The organism is Winogradskyella sp., assembly GCF_045105575.1.
Lineage (GTDB): Bacteria > Bacteroidota > Bacteroidia > Flavobacteriales > Flavobacteriaceae > Winogradskyella.
In genome coordinates, this window is sequence record NZ_JBGCDQ010000016.1 from 15022 (window position 1) to 33529 (window position 18508).

The 18508-nt window shown below is 34.0% G+C and carries 20 protein-coding genes and 1 riboswitch; of the genes, 9 read left to right on the forward strand and 11 right to left on the reverse strand.

The genetic code is table 11. The annotated features are described in order from the left end of the window. Positions 1-176: 176 nt before the first annotated feature. Positions 177-1175 carry a DUF4421 family protein gene (locus tag AB8B52_RS04350; protein ID WP_406025611.1) on the reverse strand — a complete coding sequence of 333 codons (999 nt, stop codon included), beginning with the start codon at positions 1173-1175 and terminating at the stop codon, positions 177-179. Between the two features lie 59 nt (positions 1176-1234). Here AB8B52_RS04350 and AB8B52_RS04355 point away from each other — a divergent pair, with 59 nt between their 5' ends. Continuing rightward, a complete protein-coding gene (locus AB8B52_RS04355) occupies positions 1235-1810 on the forward strand; it encodes a non-canonical purine NTP diphosphatase (RefSeq protein ID WP_406025613.1) in 576 nt (191 codons plus the stop codon). Between the two features lie 17 nt (positions 1811-1827). On the opposite strand, the gene AB8B52_RS04360 is transcribed toward AB8B52_RS04355, so the two are convergent. The 3 genes from AB8B52_RS04360 to AB8B52_RS04370 all read right to left on the reverse strand — a co-directional run bounded on the left by AB8B52_RS04360 (position 1828) and on the right by AB8B52_RS04370 (position 4239). Then, positions 1828-3075 (reverse strand): glycosyltransferase, encoded by a 1248-nt coding sequence (locus tag AB8B52_RS04360; protein ID WP_406025615.1) that lies wholly within the window; start codon positions 3073-3075, stop codon positions 1828-1830. Positions 3076-3139: 64 nt separating this feature from the next. Continuing rightward, the gene (locus tag AB8B52_RS04365; protein ID WP_406025617.1) at positions 3140-3835 is read right to left on the reverse strand and encodes a hypothetical protein; all 696 of its coding nucleotides are present in this window, start codon (positions 3833-3835) and stop codon (positions 3140-3142) included. Next, on the reverse strand, positions 3832-4239 hold the full coding sequence (locus AB8B52_RS04370; protein ID WP_406025618.1) for a hypothetical protein: 408 nt from the start codon (positions 4237-4239) through the stop codon (positions 3832-3834). Before AB8B52_RS04370 ends, AB8B52_RS04365 begins: the two co-directional genes overlap by 4 nt. Before the next feature lie 204 nt (positions 4240-4443). Here AB8B52_RS04370 and AB8B52_RS04375 point away from each other — a divergent pair, with 204 nt between their 5' ends. Next, entirely contained in the window at positions 4444-5007 is a 564-nt protein-coding gene (locus AB8B52_RS04375) for an adenylosuccinate lyase (RefSeq protein ID WP_406025620.1), read from the forward strand. A 267-nt stretch (positions 5008-5274) separates the two neighbouring features. Here AB8B52_RS04375 and AB8B52_RS04380 read toward each other — a convergent pair whose 3' ends face one another. Genes AB8B52_RS04380 through AB8B52_RS04395 form a run of 4 tightly spaced genes read right to left on the reverse strand, consistent with a single transcriptional unit; the run spans position 5275 to position 8918 of the window. Next, positions 5275-6069, reverse strand: coding sequence for an ABC transporter ATP-binding protein (locus tag AB8B52_RS04380; protein ID WP_406025622.1), 795 nt, complete (start codon positions 6067-6069; stop codon positions 5275-5277). Beyond that, a complete protein-coding gene (locus AB8B52_RS04385) occupies positions 6069-6692 on the reverse strand; it encodes a hypothetical protein (protein ID WP_406025624.1) in 624 nt (207 codons plus the stop codon). The genes AB8B52_RS04380 and AB8B52_RS04385 overlap by 1 nt, the downstream gene beginning before the upstream one ends. Positions 6693-6704: 12 nt before the next feature. Then, on the reverse strand, positions 6705-7727 hold the full coding sequence (locus AB8B52_RS04390) for a FecCD family ABC transporter permease (protein ID WP_406025626.1): 1023 nt from the start codon (positions 7725-7727) through the stop codon (positions 6705-6707). A gap of 48 nt (positions 7728-7775) precedes the next feature. Beyond that, positions 7776-8918 carry an ABC transporter substrate-binding protein gene (locus AB8B52_RS04395; protein WP_406025628.1) on the reverse strand — a complete coding sequence of 381 codons (1143 nt, stop codon included), beginning with the start codon at positions 8916-8918 and terminating at the stop codon, positions 7776-7778. 244 nt (positions 8919-9162) lie between these two features. Continuing rightward, a riboswitch (cobalamin riboswitch) is annotated at positions 9163-9378 on the forward strand. A gap of 27 nt (positions 9379-9405) precedes the next feature. Here AB8B52_RS04395 and AB8B52_RS04400 point away from each other — a divergent pair. Further along, entirely contained in the window at positions 9406-11238 is a 1833-nt protein-coding gene (locus AB8B52_RS04400) for a TonB-dependent receptor plug domain-containing protein (protein WP_406025629.1), read from the forward strand. A 4-nt stretch (positions 11239-11242) separates the two neighbouring features. Beyond that, on the forward strand, positions 11243-12310 hold the full coding sequence (locus AB8B52_RS04405) for a YncE family protein (protein ID WP_406025631.1): 1068 nt from the start codon (positions 11243-11245) through the stop codon (positions 12308-12310). Positions 12311-12394: 84 nt separating this feature from the next. On the opposite strand, the gene AB8B52_RS04410 is transcribed toward AB8B52_RS04405, so the two are convergent. After that, a complete protein-coding gene (locus tag AB8B52_RS04410) occupies positions 12395-13894 on the reverse strand; it encodes a S41 family peptidase (RefSeq protein ID WP_406025633.1) in 1500 nt (499 codons plus the stop codon). 176 nt (positions 13895-14070) lie between these two features. Here AB8B52_RS04410 and AB8B52_RS04415 point away from each other — a divergent pair, with 176 nt between their 5' ends. The 4 genes from AB8B52_RS04415 (at position 14071) to AB8B52_RS04430 (ending at position 16338) form a co-directional block, all read left to right on the forward strand. Beyond that, positions 14071-14580 carry an RNA polymerase sigma factor gene (locus AB8B52_RS04415; RefSeq protein WP_406025635.1) on the forward strand — a complete coding sequence of 170 codons (510 nt, stop codon included), beginning with the start codon at positions 14071-14073 and terminating at the stop codon, positions 14578-14580. Further along, positions 14567-15058, forward strand: coding sequence for a hypothetical protein (locus tag AB8B52_RS04420; protein WP_406025637.1), 492 nt, complete (start codon positions 14567-14569; stop codon positions 15056-15058). The genes AB8B52_RS04415 and AB8B52_RS04420 overlap by 14 nt, the downstream gene beginning before the upstream one ends. Before the next feature lie 73 nt (positions 15059-15131). After that, positions 15132-15707, forward strand: coding sequence for a DUF4252 domain-containing protein (locus AB8B52_RS04425; RefSeq protein WP_406025638.1), 576 nt, complete (start codon positions 15132-15134; stop codon positions 15705-15707). An 85-nt stretch (positions 15708-15792) separates the two neighbouring features. After that, positions 15793-16338 (forward strand): DUF4252 domain-containing protein, encoded by a 546-nt coding sequence (locus AB8B52_RS04430; protein WP_406025640.1) that lies wholly within the window; start codon positions 15793-15795, stop codon positions 16336-16338. Positions 16339-16371: 33 nt separating this feature from the next. Here AB8B52_RS04430 and AB8B52_RS04435 read toward each other — a convergent pair whose 3' ends face one another. Next, positions 16372-16599, reverse strand: coding sequence for a hypothetical protein (locus AB8B52_RS04435; RefSeq protein ID WP_406025641.1), 228 nt, complete (start codon positions 16597-16599; stop codon positions 16372-16374). A gap of 12 nt (positions 16600-16611) precedes the next feature. Next, complete coding sequence (purB, locus tag AB8B52_RS04440) at positions 16612-17955, reverse strand: adenylosuccinate lyase (RefSeq protein WP_406025643.1); 1344 nt, start codon at positions 17953-17955, stop codon at positions 16612-16614. 301 nt (positions 17956-18256) lie between these two features. On the opposite strand from purB, the gene AB8B52_RS04445 reads away from it, so the two are divergent. Further along, positions 18257-18400: a hypothetical protein gene (locus tag AB8B52_RS04445; protein WP_406025645.1), complete on the forward strand. Its 144-nt coding sequence runs from the start codon at positions 18257-18259 to the stop codon at positions 18398-18400. Positions 18401-18508 lie beyond the last annotated feature (108 nt).

Below are 18508 nucleotides of genomic sequence, written 5' to 3' on the forward strand. Positions count from 1 at the left end.
TCTATCTTATTTTAATGAATATTTCTTTTCACTAAGATACGAGATTTAGTTAATTTTAAGACTGATAAATATCATAAAATTGAACTAATTTTTTTGAAGAATGATAAAAAAAGTAGTTTATAAAATGTAAGCCATCCTGATCTAACTGACACAAATATTTCAGTTATTAATTGTGGTTATCGCTTTTTCTTGGTCTTAAACCTGTAACCAATGGCTAACTTAGCATTAGTAAGGTTTAATCGATACTTATTACCAAAATCGAAATCAGTAGCATATAAACCGTTGCTGTAGGTTAAACTTACATAATACTGATTTAAACTATAATTTAATCCTGCATGAAAATCTAACTTGTAAAGCAGCGGATTCGATGGTCGGTAAGTCGCATTCGGTAACGTGATTTTTTTATTCATTAAACCCAAACCTGGCATTACGTTAATTGTAGCCGTAATATTCTCTGGTAATTTAAAATAAGAAACCACACCTGCCAACACTCCTATTGAAACTGCCTGATAACGTCTAATATTGGCACGTTCATTAAAAAAAGCAGCCGTTGTTTCTGATAAAATACCAGGTTGTGTAGAAAAATAATCAAAACTACCAAACGCACCCAAACCTGCAGTAATAAAAACACGCTTATGCTCGTCCTTATCTAAACCCGCTTTTAACAGCGCATAAGAAAAAGCAATGTCATCTAAAGTGCGTAAATAATTAAACCCTAAACTTACAGAACGCAAATCATTTATAAAGATGGTTGGTGCATCAACATTATTTTTTGATCTAAATCCTTTATAGGTTTGTGCGTAAACATTTACAAAATGACGCTCATTTACAATCGTCATGCCTTGAAGATCAAATCGTGTGGTTTCCTCTTTATTGCGCCCTCTAATATTAAAAGCCACATCTACAATCATTTTTTCATTGGCAAAACCAACTCCCAAACCATTTCTATTATTGGGTACAAAACGTACTCTAGCATTTTCATTTTGAACTCTAAATCGATTATCTTTATAATTAGCAAATATCCGTATGGAGTAATTTTCGATATTTCTATCAATCAGCAGCGAATCTAAATCATTTAAATCTTGTGCATTAAGCACAATACAGCAAAAACAAGCTACTAAAATTAGCCAAAGCCTTTGAATTAAGGTCTTTTTAAAATTATCCTGTTTTAACAAATGATACGTAATTAGTCTCTATTTTTACAACAGCTAAATTACATTAATAAAAAGATACTATGCAACTTGTTTTCGCTACTAATAATTTAAATAAACTCAAAGAAGTCCAAGTACTAATGCCTAAACCTATTGAGCTACTTAGTTTGGCAACAATTAGATGTACAGAAGATATTCCTGAAACACAAGACACTATTGAAGGCAATGCCATACAAAAAGCGGAATTCCTTAAAACACATTACAACTACAATTGCTTTGCTGACGATACAGGTTTAGAAGTTGAAGCTTTAAATGGTGCACCTGGAGTCTATTCCGCACGCTATGCAGGACCTCAGCGCAATGCAAAAGACAACACCAATAAATTACTAGCCGAACTCAAAGATAAACCGAACAGAAATGCGCAGTTTAAAACCGTCATCGCTTTACAGCTTAATGATAAATTACATACGTTTACAGGAATTTGCAAAGGCACAATTACGGAGAAAAAACACGGTGAAGGAGGTTTCGGTTACGACCCAATATTTAAACCCGAAGGTTCTATAAAAACCTTTGCTGAGATGTCTTTGGAAGAAAAAAATAGAATTGGCCATCGTGGAAAGGCTGTACAACAACTTATAGAATTTCTTAATAAATTATAAAAAAAACCTTATCAAACCTACAGGTTTTTCGCTTCTATCCACTTACTCATATACTTTATACTTTGCATGGTTTGATGCATAAACAACTGACCCATAAAATTCTGTTGTCTATGTTTTTGTAAGTTTTCTGAAAGTGTTTTTAAATGCGAATAGAACGTACCCTCAAAATGCAAACGATTAAAACGTTCATTTAAAACTTCAAAACCATTTTGTTGCTTTTGTTTCCATATTAAAGAATTGGTATAAAGCGAAACGGCTTTTTCTGCAAAGGCCTCAGGATGGTCTTCTACAAAACCATTGACTTCAAAATCACCAAACATACCTTCTGCTGCAATGGCAGTCATTACAGAAGGTGTTCCGTTTTGCATGGCATCAATAAGCTTGCCTTTAAGACCTGCTCCAAAACGTAACGACGCCAAACAAGCTTTGGCATTTTGCATCACCTCATTAGCATCTTCTGCAAATCTTTTAATGATAAAACCTTCTTTTGTGTTGTTCAGCTGTGTGACTTTTTGTGATGCATAAGATCCATAAACATGTAATTCAGTCCCAATAGCTGTCGGAGGCAATTGTTGTTTTATTAAAGGCCAAATCGTCTGTTTCAAATATAAAACAGCATCATAATTGGGTGCGTGTAAAAAGTTACCAATCGTAATGAAATGTGCTCGTGCTTCAAACCTTGGTAATTGGCTGATTTTTTCCTCTAAAATTGGTTCTAATAAAAAAGGAAGATAATACAGTAAACGTTTATCAATTTTAAACTGCTGGATTAATAAATCCATTTCAGCTTCAGAAATAATTAAACTTAAATCGCAGCGATAGATACTGGCAATTTCGCGCTTGGTGGTATCATTTTGAAGATAGCCAATAGACACTGCTGTATTTTGTTTGTGAGCCTCTTCCCTAGCCTTTCGTAAACCATGAAAATCTTCAGTGTCTAAAATTCTTATGGCATCCGGACATTGCTCCGCAACGCGCCAACCATATTGTTCTTCGGTCATAAAACGATCGAACAGAACGATTTCAGGATTCAGTTCGCTTACGAAAACATCAAACGATGTATCATTTAAAAGAATGGGTTTGGTATTGACATTTATAGCATTTAAATCGAACGTGTTCTCAGAGGTTTTAGCTGCAGAAGAAAACGTTACCTCGTACCCTTGACTTTGAAATTGTTGAATCAATTGAAGCATACGACTGCCTGCCGCAGAACTTTGAGGTTCTGGCCAAACAAAACCAATAATTAAAAGGCTGCTATGAGACATAACAACCTTTTAATTGCAGATTTATAATGCCAAAATAATAAAATGAATGTGGCATTTTTTGATTTTAATTACTTTTTAAATAGACGAAACGCTCTAAACGCTTAAGCTCTTTATCATCTACATATTTGCCTATTTCTTTTCTAAATTGTTTTAGATTTACGTAAGGTCGGTATTCATCAAATTCATGTGCCATTTTCTTTCCAACACCTGGTAATGCCAGAATATCTTCATCCGAAGCTGTATTTAATTCTACAGGCACAAACACATAATTTAAATAGCGTTCGACTTCATTTTCATCGACATACTTGCCAATTTCTCTCTTAAATTGTTTTACACTTATGTATGGTCTGTACTCTTCAAACTCATGAGCCATTCGGTCACCCACACCAGGAATCATCTTAAAATCAGCTTCCGCTGTGGTGTTTAAATTCAATGGAACGAAAACTTTTTTATAAAGTTCCTCAGTACCTTCACTTTGAAGAATAGTACTAAAATCTTTCATGTTTAAAAATGGTCGTTGCTCTAAAATCTGAGAAACAATATCCGCGGAAAGTCCTAAGGCATTTAAATCATCTTCCGTAGCTAAGTTCGCATTTAAAACAACCTTAACCGCTGCTTCTGGTTCACTTATTTTTTCATCCTTAGCTTCTGTTTCAACCGCAACACTTGGCTCTTGTTTCTCACTTGCTGCATCTTTACAAGATACAAATACCATAGAGGCTAAAACGAATACTACTAGTAATTTTGATATACTTTTCATTGTTTTTTATTTATAAGTATTAAATATGAATAACCAATTAATGCTAAAACTACCATACTAAGTGGCGCGAGGGCTGGCAATGCACCAGATAAGCTTTCAAAAAATAAATCCAAATTATTTGCTGTGGGCTGCATCTCTATTTCGAACTCATAATTAGCAATCAGATGCAAATATGAGCCATAAACGCCACTCAACGCTGTGATGATTAGCACGAACTTAAATACATTTTTGACTAATGTTGTTCTTAAAAAAAACAACACAATCATCATTAACATAAGCAAGCTTATACAAAGTATGGGAATGAACTGCAATCTATCTTCATAATGACTTAGAAGATACAAGTCTAATCCTGTACCTAACATCATAATTACAAAAGCCAATAAAATAGTTTTATGTAAACTCAAATGCTTTATCTTATAGGTTTAAAATTAATTTGAGATTGTAAAATTACACACGAAACCTTGGAAATAAAAATTATTTAGATAAATTCTAAATAAAAATAGGGTAAGCTTTGTAATACTCAATTACTAAGTTGAAATTTTTACTATTTTAGACCTTTAAAGCTAGCGTTTCAAATAGTAGAGACCTTAAAAAGCATCACATTTACTTTGACCAAAGATCAACTTTACAAAGAACTAAATTTCGTCAATCATTCGGGCGAAAAGCGATTGAAATATGCTCATCTTGTTATTGACAATCCAGAATTGATTACTCCGCTCCTAGACATTGTTTTTGATGTGGATGATAAAATATCGTGCCGAGCAGCTTGGGTATTAGAGTTTATGTGTGGAGAACAATTAGAGGCTCTTATTCCGCACCTTGATGTATTTACAAGTCATATGGCTAAAGTTCATTTAGATTCTGCCGTAAGACCTGTAGCCAAACTTTGCGAGTATCTTATTAAAGCGAATTATTCTAAAACAGACAACAAAATAAAAACACATCTTACCCAACCACATAAAGAAAAGATTATAGAAGCCTGTTTTGATTGGATGATTACTGATGAAAAAATTGCGCCCAAAGCGTATGCCATGCACAGTTTATTTTTATTAGGCAGAGACTATGATTGGATTCACCCTGAATTAGCCATTATTTTAGAACGTGATTATGAAATACAGAGTGCTGGTTTTAAAGCTCGTGCTCGTCATATTTTGAAGAAAATTAAGAGGTGATGGTAGTGGGAAGCGCGAAGATGGAAGATGGAAGATGGAAGATGGAAGATGGAAGATGGAAGATGGAAGATGGAAGATGGAAGATGGAAGACTAAAAATTACACAAAGTTTCACGGAGAAGGCACGGAGATTCACACAAAAAAAAAAGAATTTACTAAGCGTATGCATTGTTAATTTTTACTCCCAATTTCATTTAACTTAGCTTATTTGCAACTTAACAACTTCACGACTTAACAACTTCACAACTTAACAACTTCACGAGAAAACTTATTTTGAAACTCTAAAACTTCCTGTAGTACTGTCAAACGAAATTAAATCCTTTGGAAACAGCCTATTGAATACACCTTCTGTTATTAAATTGCATGGTTGATCGCAAACCACTTTGTCTTTTTGCATTACAATCATCGTATCGCAAAGTTGAATGGCTAAATCAATTTCGTGCGAAGAAAATAAAATCGTTTTCCCTGTTTCTTTCGTTAAGCGTTGAAGTAATTTTAAAATATAAGCTTTATGATACATATCAAGATGCGTCGTTGGCTCGTCTAAAACAATAATAGCTGTGTCTTGAGCCAAAGCACGCGCTATCATTACCTTTTGTAATTGACCGTCACTCAGCTCATAACATCTTTTGTCTTTTAATTCTATAATATTAACAAGGCTTAACGCATTCGTTACTATTGCTGTGTCTTCGTCAGATAAGTTTCCAATCCAATTGGTATAAGGATGTCGTCCTAATGCCACCAACTCATAAACTGAAAGATTTTTAGAGATTAGCGGTTCTGTAAGAACAATACTTAATTCTTTAGCGAGCTCTAAGGTAGAGGTGCTATTTAATGCTTTTCCGTTTAATAAAATGTCGCCAGTTAGTTCTGGCTGCACTTTAATTAAGGTTCTTAATAAGGTGGATTTACCGATACCATTTGCACCTACCAAACCGATGAGCTGTCCTTTTTGTAATTCGAAATTGATATCTGATACGACAACAATAGCCTTCTTTTTGGTTTTATAACCAATAGTGAGCTGATGTGCACTTAATATGGGATTCGCTGTTTGGTTTTTCACTAATTTATAAATTGATTGATATTGTTATTATCATAACAAATTGAAATATAATGAATTGCCATTACAATTTGAACATTTGTGTTCTTTAAATCGAAATCTAAATTGTTATCTGAAATATAATCTAACATCGATCCATGGCTAAAAGCTTCTGTTTGAATCATATTATTATAATATTTCATCACCATAGAATTATGCTTGGTGGTTTGGCTCAGAAATTCTTGATATTTACTATTTAAGCGAGGTGCAAAATACGTGTAAGTTTCATTACCAGTTCTACTCCGCTTTTGTGTCTTTATTTCCCAAATTTCATTAAACGTAGATTTTGAGATAGAATTAAGCAGCCTATCTATCTTTTTAGGAACCACAGATTTAAAACCCTCTGCTTCTAGCTTAACAATACGTTGTCTAAATTCTTTGTAAAAATTTTCATCATTGAGATCTAATATATCCTCAATAAAAAAAGTTCTCATGGTTTCGAGATCCTTGAGTTCTTCTTGATTAAAAACAGATTGTAGCTCGAAGGTGGTTTTCTGAGATTTACAGCCTAACATTAAAAATGATAAGATAAATATAGAATACGCGAATCGTCTTGGCTTCCAGAAATTAAGGGTTTCTAAAGTCATGTTTTAAATAATTCAAAACATCATCTTCCGTTGCTTTACTAATAACCAAATCACCACAGGTGCGCCAACTAAAGCCGTAATAGCGTTAATAGGTAAGATAAAGTCACTATTAGGAACTTGCGCAATACCATCGCAAATTAACATCACAATAGCACCAAACAAAAACACAGCAGGCAATAATATTTTATGGTTAGAGGTCTTAAATATTTGCCGAGTTAAATGCGGAATTGCCAAACCTATAAATGCTATTGGACCAGCGAATGCGGTTATGGTTCCTGCCATTAAACTCGTGGCTAATATAATGACGAATCTGCTCATTTTCAAACTTAAACCTAAACTTTTTGCATAGTTATCGCCTAATAACAAGGCATTCAAGCCTTTAATTGAAAAAATGCTTAATAAAATGCCTATACTATAAATACCGAAGAAAATTAAGATTTCATCCCAAGACAAGTTGCTTAAACTCCCAAATCCCCAAAAAATATACTGTTGTAGTTGTTCTGCAGAACTAAAATAAGACAACACACTTACGACTGCAGCAGTAATACTGCCAAACATTAAACCTATAATTAATATCGCCATAGTATCTCTCACTTTGCTAGAAACTGCTAACACTGCCAATAATACTAATAAGCTTCCTAAACTTGCTGCAATCACAATACTCCATTTTGAAATTAAGGCAGTTGCAAAAAAACCTCCAAACAATCCTGATCCTAATATCACCAAAGCCACACCCAAACTTGCACCAGAGGTAATCCCTAAAACAAAAGGACCTGCAAGCGGATTTCTAAATAAAGTTTGCATTAGTAATCCTGAAATTCCTAAACCAGAACCTACCATAATCGCTGTTATGGCTTTTGGAAGCCTGAGGTCTGTCACAATAATTTGCCAAGTGCTATTTTCTGATGTTCCAAAAAGACTTTTTAAAACTTCCGAAAACGGAATACTGATTGACCCTAAACTAATGTTAAGTATAAAACAAAACAGCAAGATTACTGATAGTAGTATAAATGAATATGTGTGATTTGTTTTCATTAGTAAAAGACCTCACAGGTTTTAAAAACCTGTGAGGTCTGCAGATATCTATTTTAATTTTTCAAAAAAATAAGGTTCATAATCGCCTAATAATTCAGGATGTGCAATTTTGATTATATCTTTTAAAACCAAATCTGGTCTTGCTGTACCTAATTCATAATATAAGACTCCACCAGTTTCGCCTGTTTTATTGACAAAGCTATACAAGTTTTTAGTGTTGAAGGCTTCAAAATTAGTATAAAGCGGATTGGCATCCTCTAACTGTTTTAAACTTCCATAATACGAAGGACTTAACCATAATTCGGCAGTTTTAGCCTTATCTAAAACCACTTCAAAACTCAAGGCTAGACTGCCATTTCCTGTGGTTTCACTCCAGAGATAATCGACATTGGCATCCTTTAAAAATTGAGCCTCTGCACTAGAGCCATTTGGCAAATACCAAACCTCTTTGTGCATAGCACCACTTAAAACAGTCGGTCTACTTTTTGCATTTTTCGCAATCGCTTTGGCAGCCTTATAATCACGTTCTATTTGGTTGAATATGCCCTCAGCTTCTTTCTCTTTATTAAAAAGCACTCCAAAAAACTTAATCCATTCTGCCTTAGCAAGGGCTGAAGCTTCTACCCAATCGCTATTATAAATTACAGGAATTCCTGCTTTTTTAATAATTTCAAACGCTTTATTAGCACCATCGACTCCAAAACCTACCACCACGTCTGGATTTAACTCCAATAAAACTTCCGTATTTAAACCTTCATTTTTTCCGAGTTCTCTAATGTATCCGTTATCAATGCGTTGTCTTGTTTTTTCAGATGAAATATAATCCGTTCCTGGAAAACCGATTAAACTTTCTTCACTAGTTAACAATTCTAAGGCTGGAATATGTGTTGTTGATGTCGCTACAATCGTTTCTATAGGATTCTCAATAATGGCATCATAGTCTTCTTTGTTAAGACTTGTTTTTGCCTTATTCTCTTTGGAAACGAGTGCATAGCGATATGTTTTTTCAGACTTTGGCCATGGTTTTAAAATGGTTAAAACCGTGTAGTTTTCGTAATAATCTACCGAAAAACCTTCAGCATATTTTAAGTCTAAGGTTTTTGTTGCTGTCGTTAAGTCCATCTCTTGTTTCGGCTCATTTTTGCATGCCGTTAACACAAGAAGTAGTAAGATGATTTTAATAAATTTCATAGGTAACATTTGTAACGTATCGATTGAAATCTTCTGATTATTTTTGATAAAAATTAAACCATGAGAGACGATTCAAATTTAACACTATATATTGTGGCTGGTATTATTATTGCTCATTTTTTAATCGGGTTCATTTATCTCATCTTCAAAATGAATAAGAAAAAATAAGGATTTATCGCCTTGCATTAGTTTAAAACACTACTTTTGCGCTGAATTTTTGGTTTGATTAAGTCGAGAATATTGTTTTAAACACTCATTATGAGGTACTGAAACAAATTCAGCACGACTTCGTCGATTAAAAGGGAATCTGGTGAAAGACCAGAACTGTTCCCGCAACTGTAAACTTAGTCACCGTAATGTGATGCTTGTTATTACACTTCAAGTCACTGTTCCAAATTGGAATGGGAAGGCAAATAGCAAGACGTGAGTCAGGAGACCTGCCATTATTCGTAATCAAAACTACTTTCGGGAGAAAAGTATTTGAATAATGAAAGAGACAACACTATTTTTTCTGTTGCTGCTTTTTAGTAGCGCTGTGCCAGCACAACAATCCACTGATTCAATTCAGCGTCTGGATGAAGTGGTATTGAGTGATGTGAAATTGAAACGTTATTCACGAGGCTACAAAATTACCACGCTTAACGATTCTATACTCAGAAAAAATGCCACCTCCTTAACCGACGTATTGCGTTTTAACTCTAATATCTATTTTAGAGAAAACGGATATGGTATGGTGTCGTCGGCATCGTTTAGAGGTACCAATGCATCGCAAACTGCCGTGATTTGGAATGGTATAAATATTAATTCTCAGCTTACTGGTCAGGTTGATTTTAATACCGTTTCGTCTTCCAATTATAATAACATTACTATAAGAAGTGGTGGCGGAAGTGTGCAATATGGTAGCGGAGCCATTGGTGGCACAGTGCATTTATCTAATGATCTCGACTTTAAAAATCATTTTACCAATACACTGCGTTTGGGTTATGGCAGCTTTAATACTAAAAATGGTAGTTACAACAACTCATTTGGAAACGGCAAGTGGTCTGGTAATTTTGGTGTGGCCTTTGTAGATTCTGATAACGATTATCGTTTTTTAGGCACGGACCAACGTAACGAAAATGGTGCGTTTAATAACTTGGATGTCAGTTTCAATTTGGGTTATGTACTCTCTGAAAAAGATGTGCTTAAATTATATCATCAAAATTTTAGAAGCGATCGTGAGTTTTCCGGTACACTTTTAGCATCGTCTAAAACTAAATACGAAAATGAAGATTACAGGTCAATGTTAGAATGGACGCGTATTTCTGAAACCTATACCTCTAGTTTAAAAGTAGTACATCTTTTAGAACAGTTTAGATATTTTGAAAATAAAAATTTAGATTACACCTCTGAAGGAAGCGCCAATACCTTTTTAATTAAGCATCGTTATGAAAGACAGCTTTCAGACGCTATTGGCATCAGCGTCATCACAGATTACAGCCAGATTAAAGCAACTGGCAATAATTTTGTAGATCCTGAACGTAATGCCTTTTCCGCTACTGCGATTTTAAATCATAGGGCAACCAAAACATTAGAATACAATTTAAATGTTAGAAAAGATGTGGTTTCTGATTTTGAAAGTCCGTTCGTCTTCTCTGCAGATGCCAGTTACCAAGTGCTAAAACCCTATACGTTGCGTTTTAATGCATCTAAAAACTTTAGAGTACCAACGTTTAATGATTTATACTGGCAACCAGTAGGAAATTTAGATTTAGTACCCGAAGAATCGTTTCAGTTTGATTTGGGCCATGTGCTGACCTTTAAAAATTTTAATTTTAAACTGAATACCTTTTACATAGAAACTTCTAATCTTATTCAATGGTTACCAAACACTTTGCTTGGCTATTGGAGTCCTGTAAACGTAGCCAATGCCGAGCATTATGGATTTGAAGCTGAACTAGGAATTACCCAAAACTTTGGAAAACACATTTTTTCAGTAGCCTCAGCCTATTCATATACTGAAACTGAAGATCTAGAACAACAAAGGCAACTTTTCTATGTCCCAATTCACAAAGCAAATGCATCACTATCTTATAATTATAAGGCTTTTACCATGTTTTATCAGCACCTCTACAACGGAGAAGTCGCGATTATTGGAGGCGATTTAGAAAGCTTTGATGTTGGCAACTTTGGCATTTCTTATACGTTAGACGCAACAAAAAAAGTCAGCTATATCGCTGATTTCAGAATTAATAATATTTACAATACCTATTACGAAAACATAGCATTGCGACCAATGCCAAACCGAAATTTTAATATTAATCTTACCCTTAAATTTTAAAACTATGAGTACAACAAAGCTTACATTATTAGTGTTATTATCAATTACATTTATGTTGACATCTTGCGAAAATGACGATGCTGTTAATCAGTCACCATTACCACTTGGCGATTATGAAAATGGCATTCTTATTTCACACGAAGGTCAATTTTCAGGAGGCTTTGGAACTGTATCTTATGTTTCTAATGATTTTAGTACTATAGAAAATAATGTGTTTTCTAATGTGAATGATAGAACTTTAGGGAATGTCGCTCAGAGTATGGCTTTTAATGGTGATTTGGCCTATATTATAATTAATGGATCTAACCAAATTGAGGTGGTTAACAGATATACTTTTGAGTCTGTAGCTACAATTGATTCTGGCTTAAATAATCCAAGATATATCGCTTTTGCCAATAGCAAAGGCTATGTTACAAATTGGGGAGATGGCGGAGTTGCTACTGATGACTACTTAGCCATTATAGATTTAACTACCAACACCATATCTAACCAAACTATTGTCGTAGAAGAAGGTCCTGAAGAAATTATTGCTAGTGGTTCTACTATTTATGTGGCTCATCAAGGCGGATTTAGTCAAAATAATATTATTAGCATCGTAAACTCTAACACAGATACAGTTTCTTCGACTATCAATGTAGGAGATGTGCCAAATTCTTTACAATTAGATTCTAGTGGAAACCTTTGGGTTTTAGCTGGTGGAAAACCATCATGGACAGGTGAAGAAACAGGTGGTAAATTATCTAAAATTAATACTATTGATAATAGCATTGTATCTATTGATTTTGCCGTTACTGAGCATCCTAATTATTTAGTAGCCGAAAATGGAATACTATACTATTACATGTCTGGTAGTGTTTATAAAATGAATAGTACAGCTACACAATTGCCTACAGTTACTGAATTAACTGGATTAAATTTTTATGGAATGGAGATTAAAGACTCAGTTTTATATGGAGTTGACGCAGTAGATTTTGCAAGTAATGGTACACTTTCAGCGTACGATTTAAACACAAATAGCCTATCTAACTCAACAGAATTAGGAATTATTCCTGGTGGGATTTACTTTAATTAGCCCTAATTTCAGTTACTACTTAAATAAAAGCCGCTTTTACTAAATGTAAAACCGGCTTTCTTATTCAAAAATTTCAATCTGATTTTATGGATTAAGCTTATTAAAAATCAATGGTCTGTCATCAAACATATCATAGATAAAAGGATGCTCAAAACGTTTGTGATCAAAATGTTTTACTGGTCGTTGCTCAGTAATTGCAGCACGACTTAAGCCTGTAATATCTGCAATTGCTTCTGCTAATAGACGTTCCTCTTCATTTCCGAGTTCACCAAGGTCGTCAAAATTTTCTGAGATACTAAATCCTAAACTTGGTCCTAAACCATCATAATACTCGGAGAAGCCGTTTGCGTTTTCAGATTCATAGATTAATGGTTGCATCGCATACCTATGATTAGGGTTCGCATTTTGCCTTCCTAAATTAGGAGAATCATAAATGGTAATCGATGCTTGAGGTTTCCCTCTAGTTGTTCCTCCAATTTGAACAACATCAATATGAGGAATTAAACCATTAATTACCAATTCACTTGCAGAAGCGCTGCTTCCAGTGGTAATAATATAAATCTTACTTAGATTTAAGCTGTTGATATTTTGCTGGTAAGTAATATTATTGTCACTGTCTCTTTTAATCATCTGGTCTACAAAACGACTTTCTAAAGATGCTGGATCATTTTGTTCTCTGGAGGCTTGTATCTCGCTATTCCATTTTTGTTTAAAAAAAACATCACCTGTCAATTGTCCTGTAATCATAGAAGACAACCAAATTGCTGTGCTCACACTTCCTCCGCCATTATAACGCAAATCTAAAACTAAATCAGAAACTCCTGCAGATTGAAATTCTGAAAAAATAGCATTCAATTCATTAAGATTGGCATCACCAATTCTAAAATTATTATACATTAAATAACCAATTGTACTACCGCTGATATTAAGAATATTGTGGGTTAAAATTGGGTTTTCTGTAAATTCTGCTTTTGTAAGCGTAATTTCAGTCGTATTTGAGGAAATAACATCATCTTCACGCTCATCAGGTGTGCCGCCATTATCATAATCTGCTAAACCGATGGTATAAGTTGTTGCACTTAATAGATCGCTAAAATTATTTTCGGTTAAAATAGTATCATCAATTCTATTAAAAATCATACCTCTAATAACACCACTTGCTGCTGCATCAGTATTCGGAGATACATAGCGTACATATCCAATAATATCTGAAGTTTCATTTGGCAACCTTACCAAACCAAATCGCATACCATTACTTAAACTTGTGCCTTGTAAGACTTGCTCTAATTGTATATAATCAGGAACAATAATACTAAATTCATCAATAGTTTGCTCTTCGTAAATTAATGATTCAAATAGTTCCTCAGGCGACTCAAAACTATTTAAGTAATTACTGTAAGTCTCGCTAGAATCAAAACGATCATTTGATAAATCTGCAATATTATCCTTATACACATAAACCGCGTTCATGCCTTTCCAAACAAAATCTTTAATATCACCTCCTGATACAGCAGTATCATCCCTATCCTCAAAACAGCTTGTTAAAGCAAAGGCGGCAATGCAAACCAGTATTAAATTCTTCATATTTTTCATAAGCTTATTTTTTCTTTATAATATAACAATTTCCCTTTTAGTCTGTAAAACTCTAAATTTACTTACAATATTGTAAAATAAAAAAATCTTTGTAACAAAATATAAACTCTATCGTCGTAATAATGAAGGCGCATAACAACCGACTTCAACAATCAATCAAAACAGTAATGAAGCAAGCAGATTTTGTAAGCTTAGTAATGCCATTTAAGGATAAAGTATTCCGTTTAGCAAAACGTCTACTGGTTTCGCGCGAAGAAGCCGAAGATGCCACACAAGAAATACTTTTGAAACTATGGAAACATAACAAAAAGATTGAAGATTATAGAAATGTAGAAGCCTTTTCAATGACGATGACCAAGAATTTTTGTCTCGATCGATTAAAATCGAAACAAGCACAAAATTTAAAAATTGTACATAGTAATTACACAGACCACAATGCATCATTACAAAAACAGGTTGAAACAAGAGATAGTGTGGATTGGGTTTCTAAAATAATGGAAGATCTACCAGAACAACAAAAAATAATAGTACAACTAAGAGATATTGAAGCTTATGAATTCGCAGAAATAGCAAAAATGCTAGATATGAATGAAACGGCAATTAGAGTGAATTTATCGAGAGCACGAAAAACCATAAGAGAAAAATTAACAAGCACGCATAAGCATGGCATTACATAATATAGAAGCATTATTAGAAAAGTATCAGAATGCAGAAACGACGCTAAACGAAGAAGCACAATTGAAAGCCTATTTTGAAAGCGACGATGTAGCAGCTCATTTAGAACACTACAAACCTATGTTTCAATACTTTTTAGAGGCGAAAAAAGAGCAATACACTAAGGACGTTCCATTAAAAACGAAGACAACAACATTGTATTCATGGATTTCTGTCGCAGCTGTAACACTCTTAATGCTTGGTATTTTTATTCCTAATTGGAATGATGGCCCAAAAACACTTGCAGATTATTCGCAAGAAGAACAACAATTGTATTTAGAAACGAAACAGGCATTAGCCATGCTATCAGATAATTTTAATGAGGGTACGTCTAGTCTAAAAGTATTAGATCTAGCTTCTGAAAATTTTAATATGGGTATTGAAAAAGCAAGCCATGTAACACAATTTAGTAAAACAACACAAAAATTATTAAAGAATTAGAAACAACCATTAAAAACAAGAACGTATGACACCTACAAAAAATAATAACAACTATTTAAAAAACAAAAAAATCATGACTAAAAAAATTATAACACTAGTAGCCATAATGCTTATCTCTGTAACCGGATTTAGCCAGAGCGTATTTGACAAATTTGAAGATTTAGATGACGTCACATCCGTTATTCTTAATCAAAAAATGTTTAAGATGTTAGCCACAATGGGAGTTGACATGGACGACCCAGAAATGAAAGAATACGGAAAAATGGCTAACAACATAACCAGTTTTAAAGTATTTACCACTGGTAACGCAAAAATATCTGCAGACATGAATGCCACCGTAGTTCAGTATTTAAAATCAGCAGATTTAGAAGAGCTGATGCGTATTAAAGATGGTGACCAAACCGTTAAATTTTATGTGAAAGAAGGTAAAGATGATAACCACGTTAAAGAACTCTTGATGGTCATTTCTGGTCTTAAAGAAATGACTAAAGGTCAAAACATTGAAGTCAATGGTAAAAAGCGTGAGTTTGAAACTATCGTAATGACATTAACTGGAGATATCGATTTAAGGCAAGTTTCTAAAATCACAGATCAAATGGATATTCCTGGTGGTGAACAATTGAAAAAAGCAACGGAAAAGAAAAACTAAACACCTTAACAGAATCATGCGTTACACCTTATCCTTTGTTAAAATGATACATAGTGTAGCGCATAGACTCTAAAAAACACTAAAAATGATACAATCAATCAAAAAATCAGCAGTCCTATTACTTTTAATAGCAATGGTTACCAGTTGTAATCAAGAGCCAACATTACAAACCTATTATGTCGATAACGAATTAAAACCAGGTTTTTCTTCGTTTGATTTGCCAACGAGTTTTATAGACGTTAAAAAGGTTGAAATGACTCAAAAACAAGAAGATGCTTACGAATCTGTGGATAAGTTAAACATACTCACGTTTATGAAAGCCGATACTGAAGTAGATATTTATACTACAGAATTAGAAAAGGTAAAAACCATTTTAGACAATCCGAAGTATGAAGAATTAATGCGAGGTGGTAATTCTACGGACGGGAAATTCGTGATAAAGTTTTTAGGTGATGTTGAAAATATTGACGAGCTCATCATTTTTGGACATTCAAACAACAAAGGCTTTATGATTGCCAGAGTTTTAGGTGATGATATGAGTGCTAATAAAATGATGTCCTTAGCGTCTGTATTAAAAGATGCAGACTATGACCAAGATCAACTCAAAGATTTAAAGGCGTTTTTTAACTAAAGAAATTTAAATAAACTGACTTTTATTTAAATGTTAATATGAATCGTTTTGACGCTCGTCTTCAAAGCGATTCTTTTTTGAGTCATTTTTTATGGCATAACGGATAACCAGAGCAAACATAAACGCCAATCCAAAATATAAGAGTAGTTTAACCATAAAATAATCGAGTATATTAAACAAGCCAGCAACAAAGAAGCCTAAGGCTATAAACGCAACACCTGTTAAAGCCAAACTATCTTTGGTGGTTGGAATGAACTTCAAAACACAATAGGATTAAATACCAGTATAGTTACTAGGCGTAATAGCTTTTAACTCTGTTTTAATTGCGTCTGACACTTCTAAGGTATCGATGAAGTTGGAAATAGAATTCTGCGTAATAGCTTCGTTGGTTCTTGTTAATCCTTTTAAAGCTTCATAAGGATTTGGATAACTTTCTCGTCTTAAAATCGTCTGTATGGCTTCAGCTACTACAGCCCAATTGTTTTCTAAATCTTGCGCAAATTTAGGTTCGTTCAGTAATAATTTCCCTAAACCTTTTACTGTAGATTTAAATGCAATAAGGGTATGACCAAATGGTACACCAACATTTCTTAAAACGGTACTATCTGTTAAATCACGTTGTAATCTAGAAATTGGTAATTTTGCGGATAGATGTTCAAAAATAGCATTTGCGATACCTAAATTGCCTTCGCTATTTTCAAAATCAATCGGATTTACTTTATGTGGCATCGCAGAACTGCCAACTTCACCAGCCTTAATTTTTTGCTTAAAATAATCCATAGACACATACGTCCAGATATCACGATCTAAATCTATAATGATATTATTAATACGCTTTAAAGCATCAAATAAAGCCGCTGCATGATCGTAATGTTCTATCTGTGTGGTTGGAAACGAATGCTGTAAGCCTAATTTTTCATGAACGAATTTTGTTCCAAACGACTTCCAATCAATAGTTGGGTAAGCGACTTTGTGTGCATTAAAATTACCAGTGGCACCACCAAATTTAGCAGCACTTGGCACATCGTTCAGTAAATTAAATTGCTCTTTTAAACGCACCGCAAAAACAGACAATTCTTTACCTAAACGCGTTGGCGAAGCTGGTTGGCCATGCGTTCTGGCTAGCATTGGGATGTGTGCCCAATCTTTCGCCAAGTCTTCTATTTTTTCTAAAAGTATAAAATATTCAGGTACATAAACATCATTCATCGCGTCCTTGATACTCAAAGGAATCGCAGTATTATTGATATCCTGAGATGTCAATCCGAAATGAATAAACTCCTTATAAGCCGATAAATCTAAGGCATCAAATTTATCTTTAATATAATATTCAACCGCTTTTACATCGTGGTTGGTTACTTGTTCAATTTCCTTTATGGCAGCAGCATCTACTTCGGTAAAATTGTTATAGATATATCTTAAATCTTCAAAAACAGAATGGTCCACCGCTTCTAACTGAGGTAGTGGCAATTCGCACAACGCAATAAAATATTCAATCTCTACTAAAACACGGTATTTAATTAGTGCTTCTTCTGAAAAGTAATCTTTTAATTTTTCGACTTTAGAACGGTATCTACCGTCAATTGGTGAAATTGCATTAAGTGGTGAAAGTGCCATTTATCTTGATTTTTTTGAAGCATCAAAGGTAGTGATAAGTTGAGAATTTTTGGTAATGCATTAAGGGTTTTTAGGGAGCTGCTTTTATTGGTGATTTTCATTGAAGAATACCATAATTTGATGTGAGGTTTTTTGACACGGATTTCACGGATTTACACGGATTCTTTGCGTAGTTTAGGCTTTGTGACTTGGCATGAATTATTACACGAAGATTCGCAGAGGATTCACTGAGAAAAAAAGACATGAATTCCACTAATTTAAACTAATCGGAACGCACAACTTTGCGACTTAGCATCTTGGCGTGGGTTGTTACACAGAGATTCACGGAGGATTCACAGAGATTCACAGAGGAAAAAGTTTGACACGGATTTCACGGATTTACACGGATTATTTGCGTAGTTTAGGCTTTGTGGCTTGGCATGAATTATTACACGAAGATTCGTAGAGGATTCACTGAGAAAAAAAGACACCAATTCCACTAATTTAAACTAATCGGAACGCACAACTTTGCGACTTAGCAACTTGACGTGGGTTGTTACACAGAGATTCACAG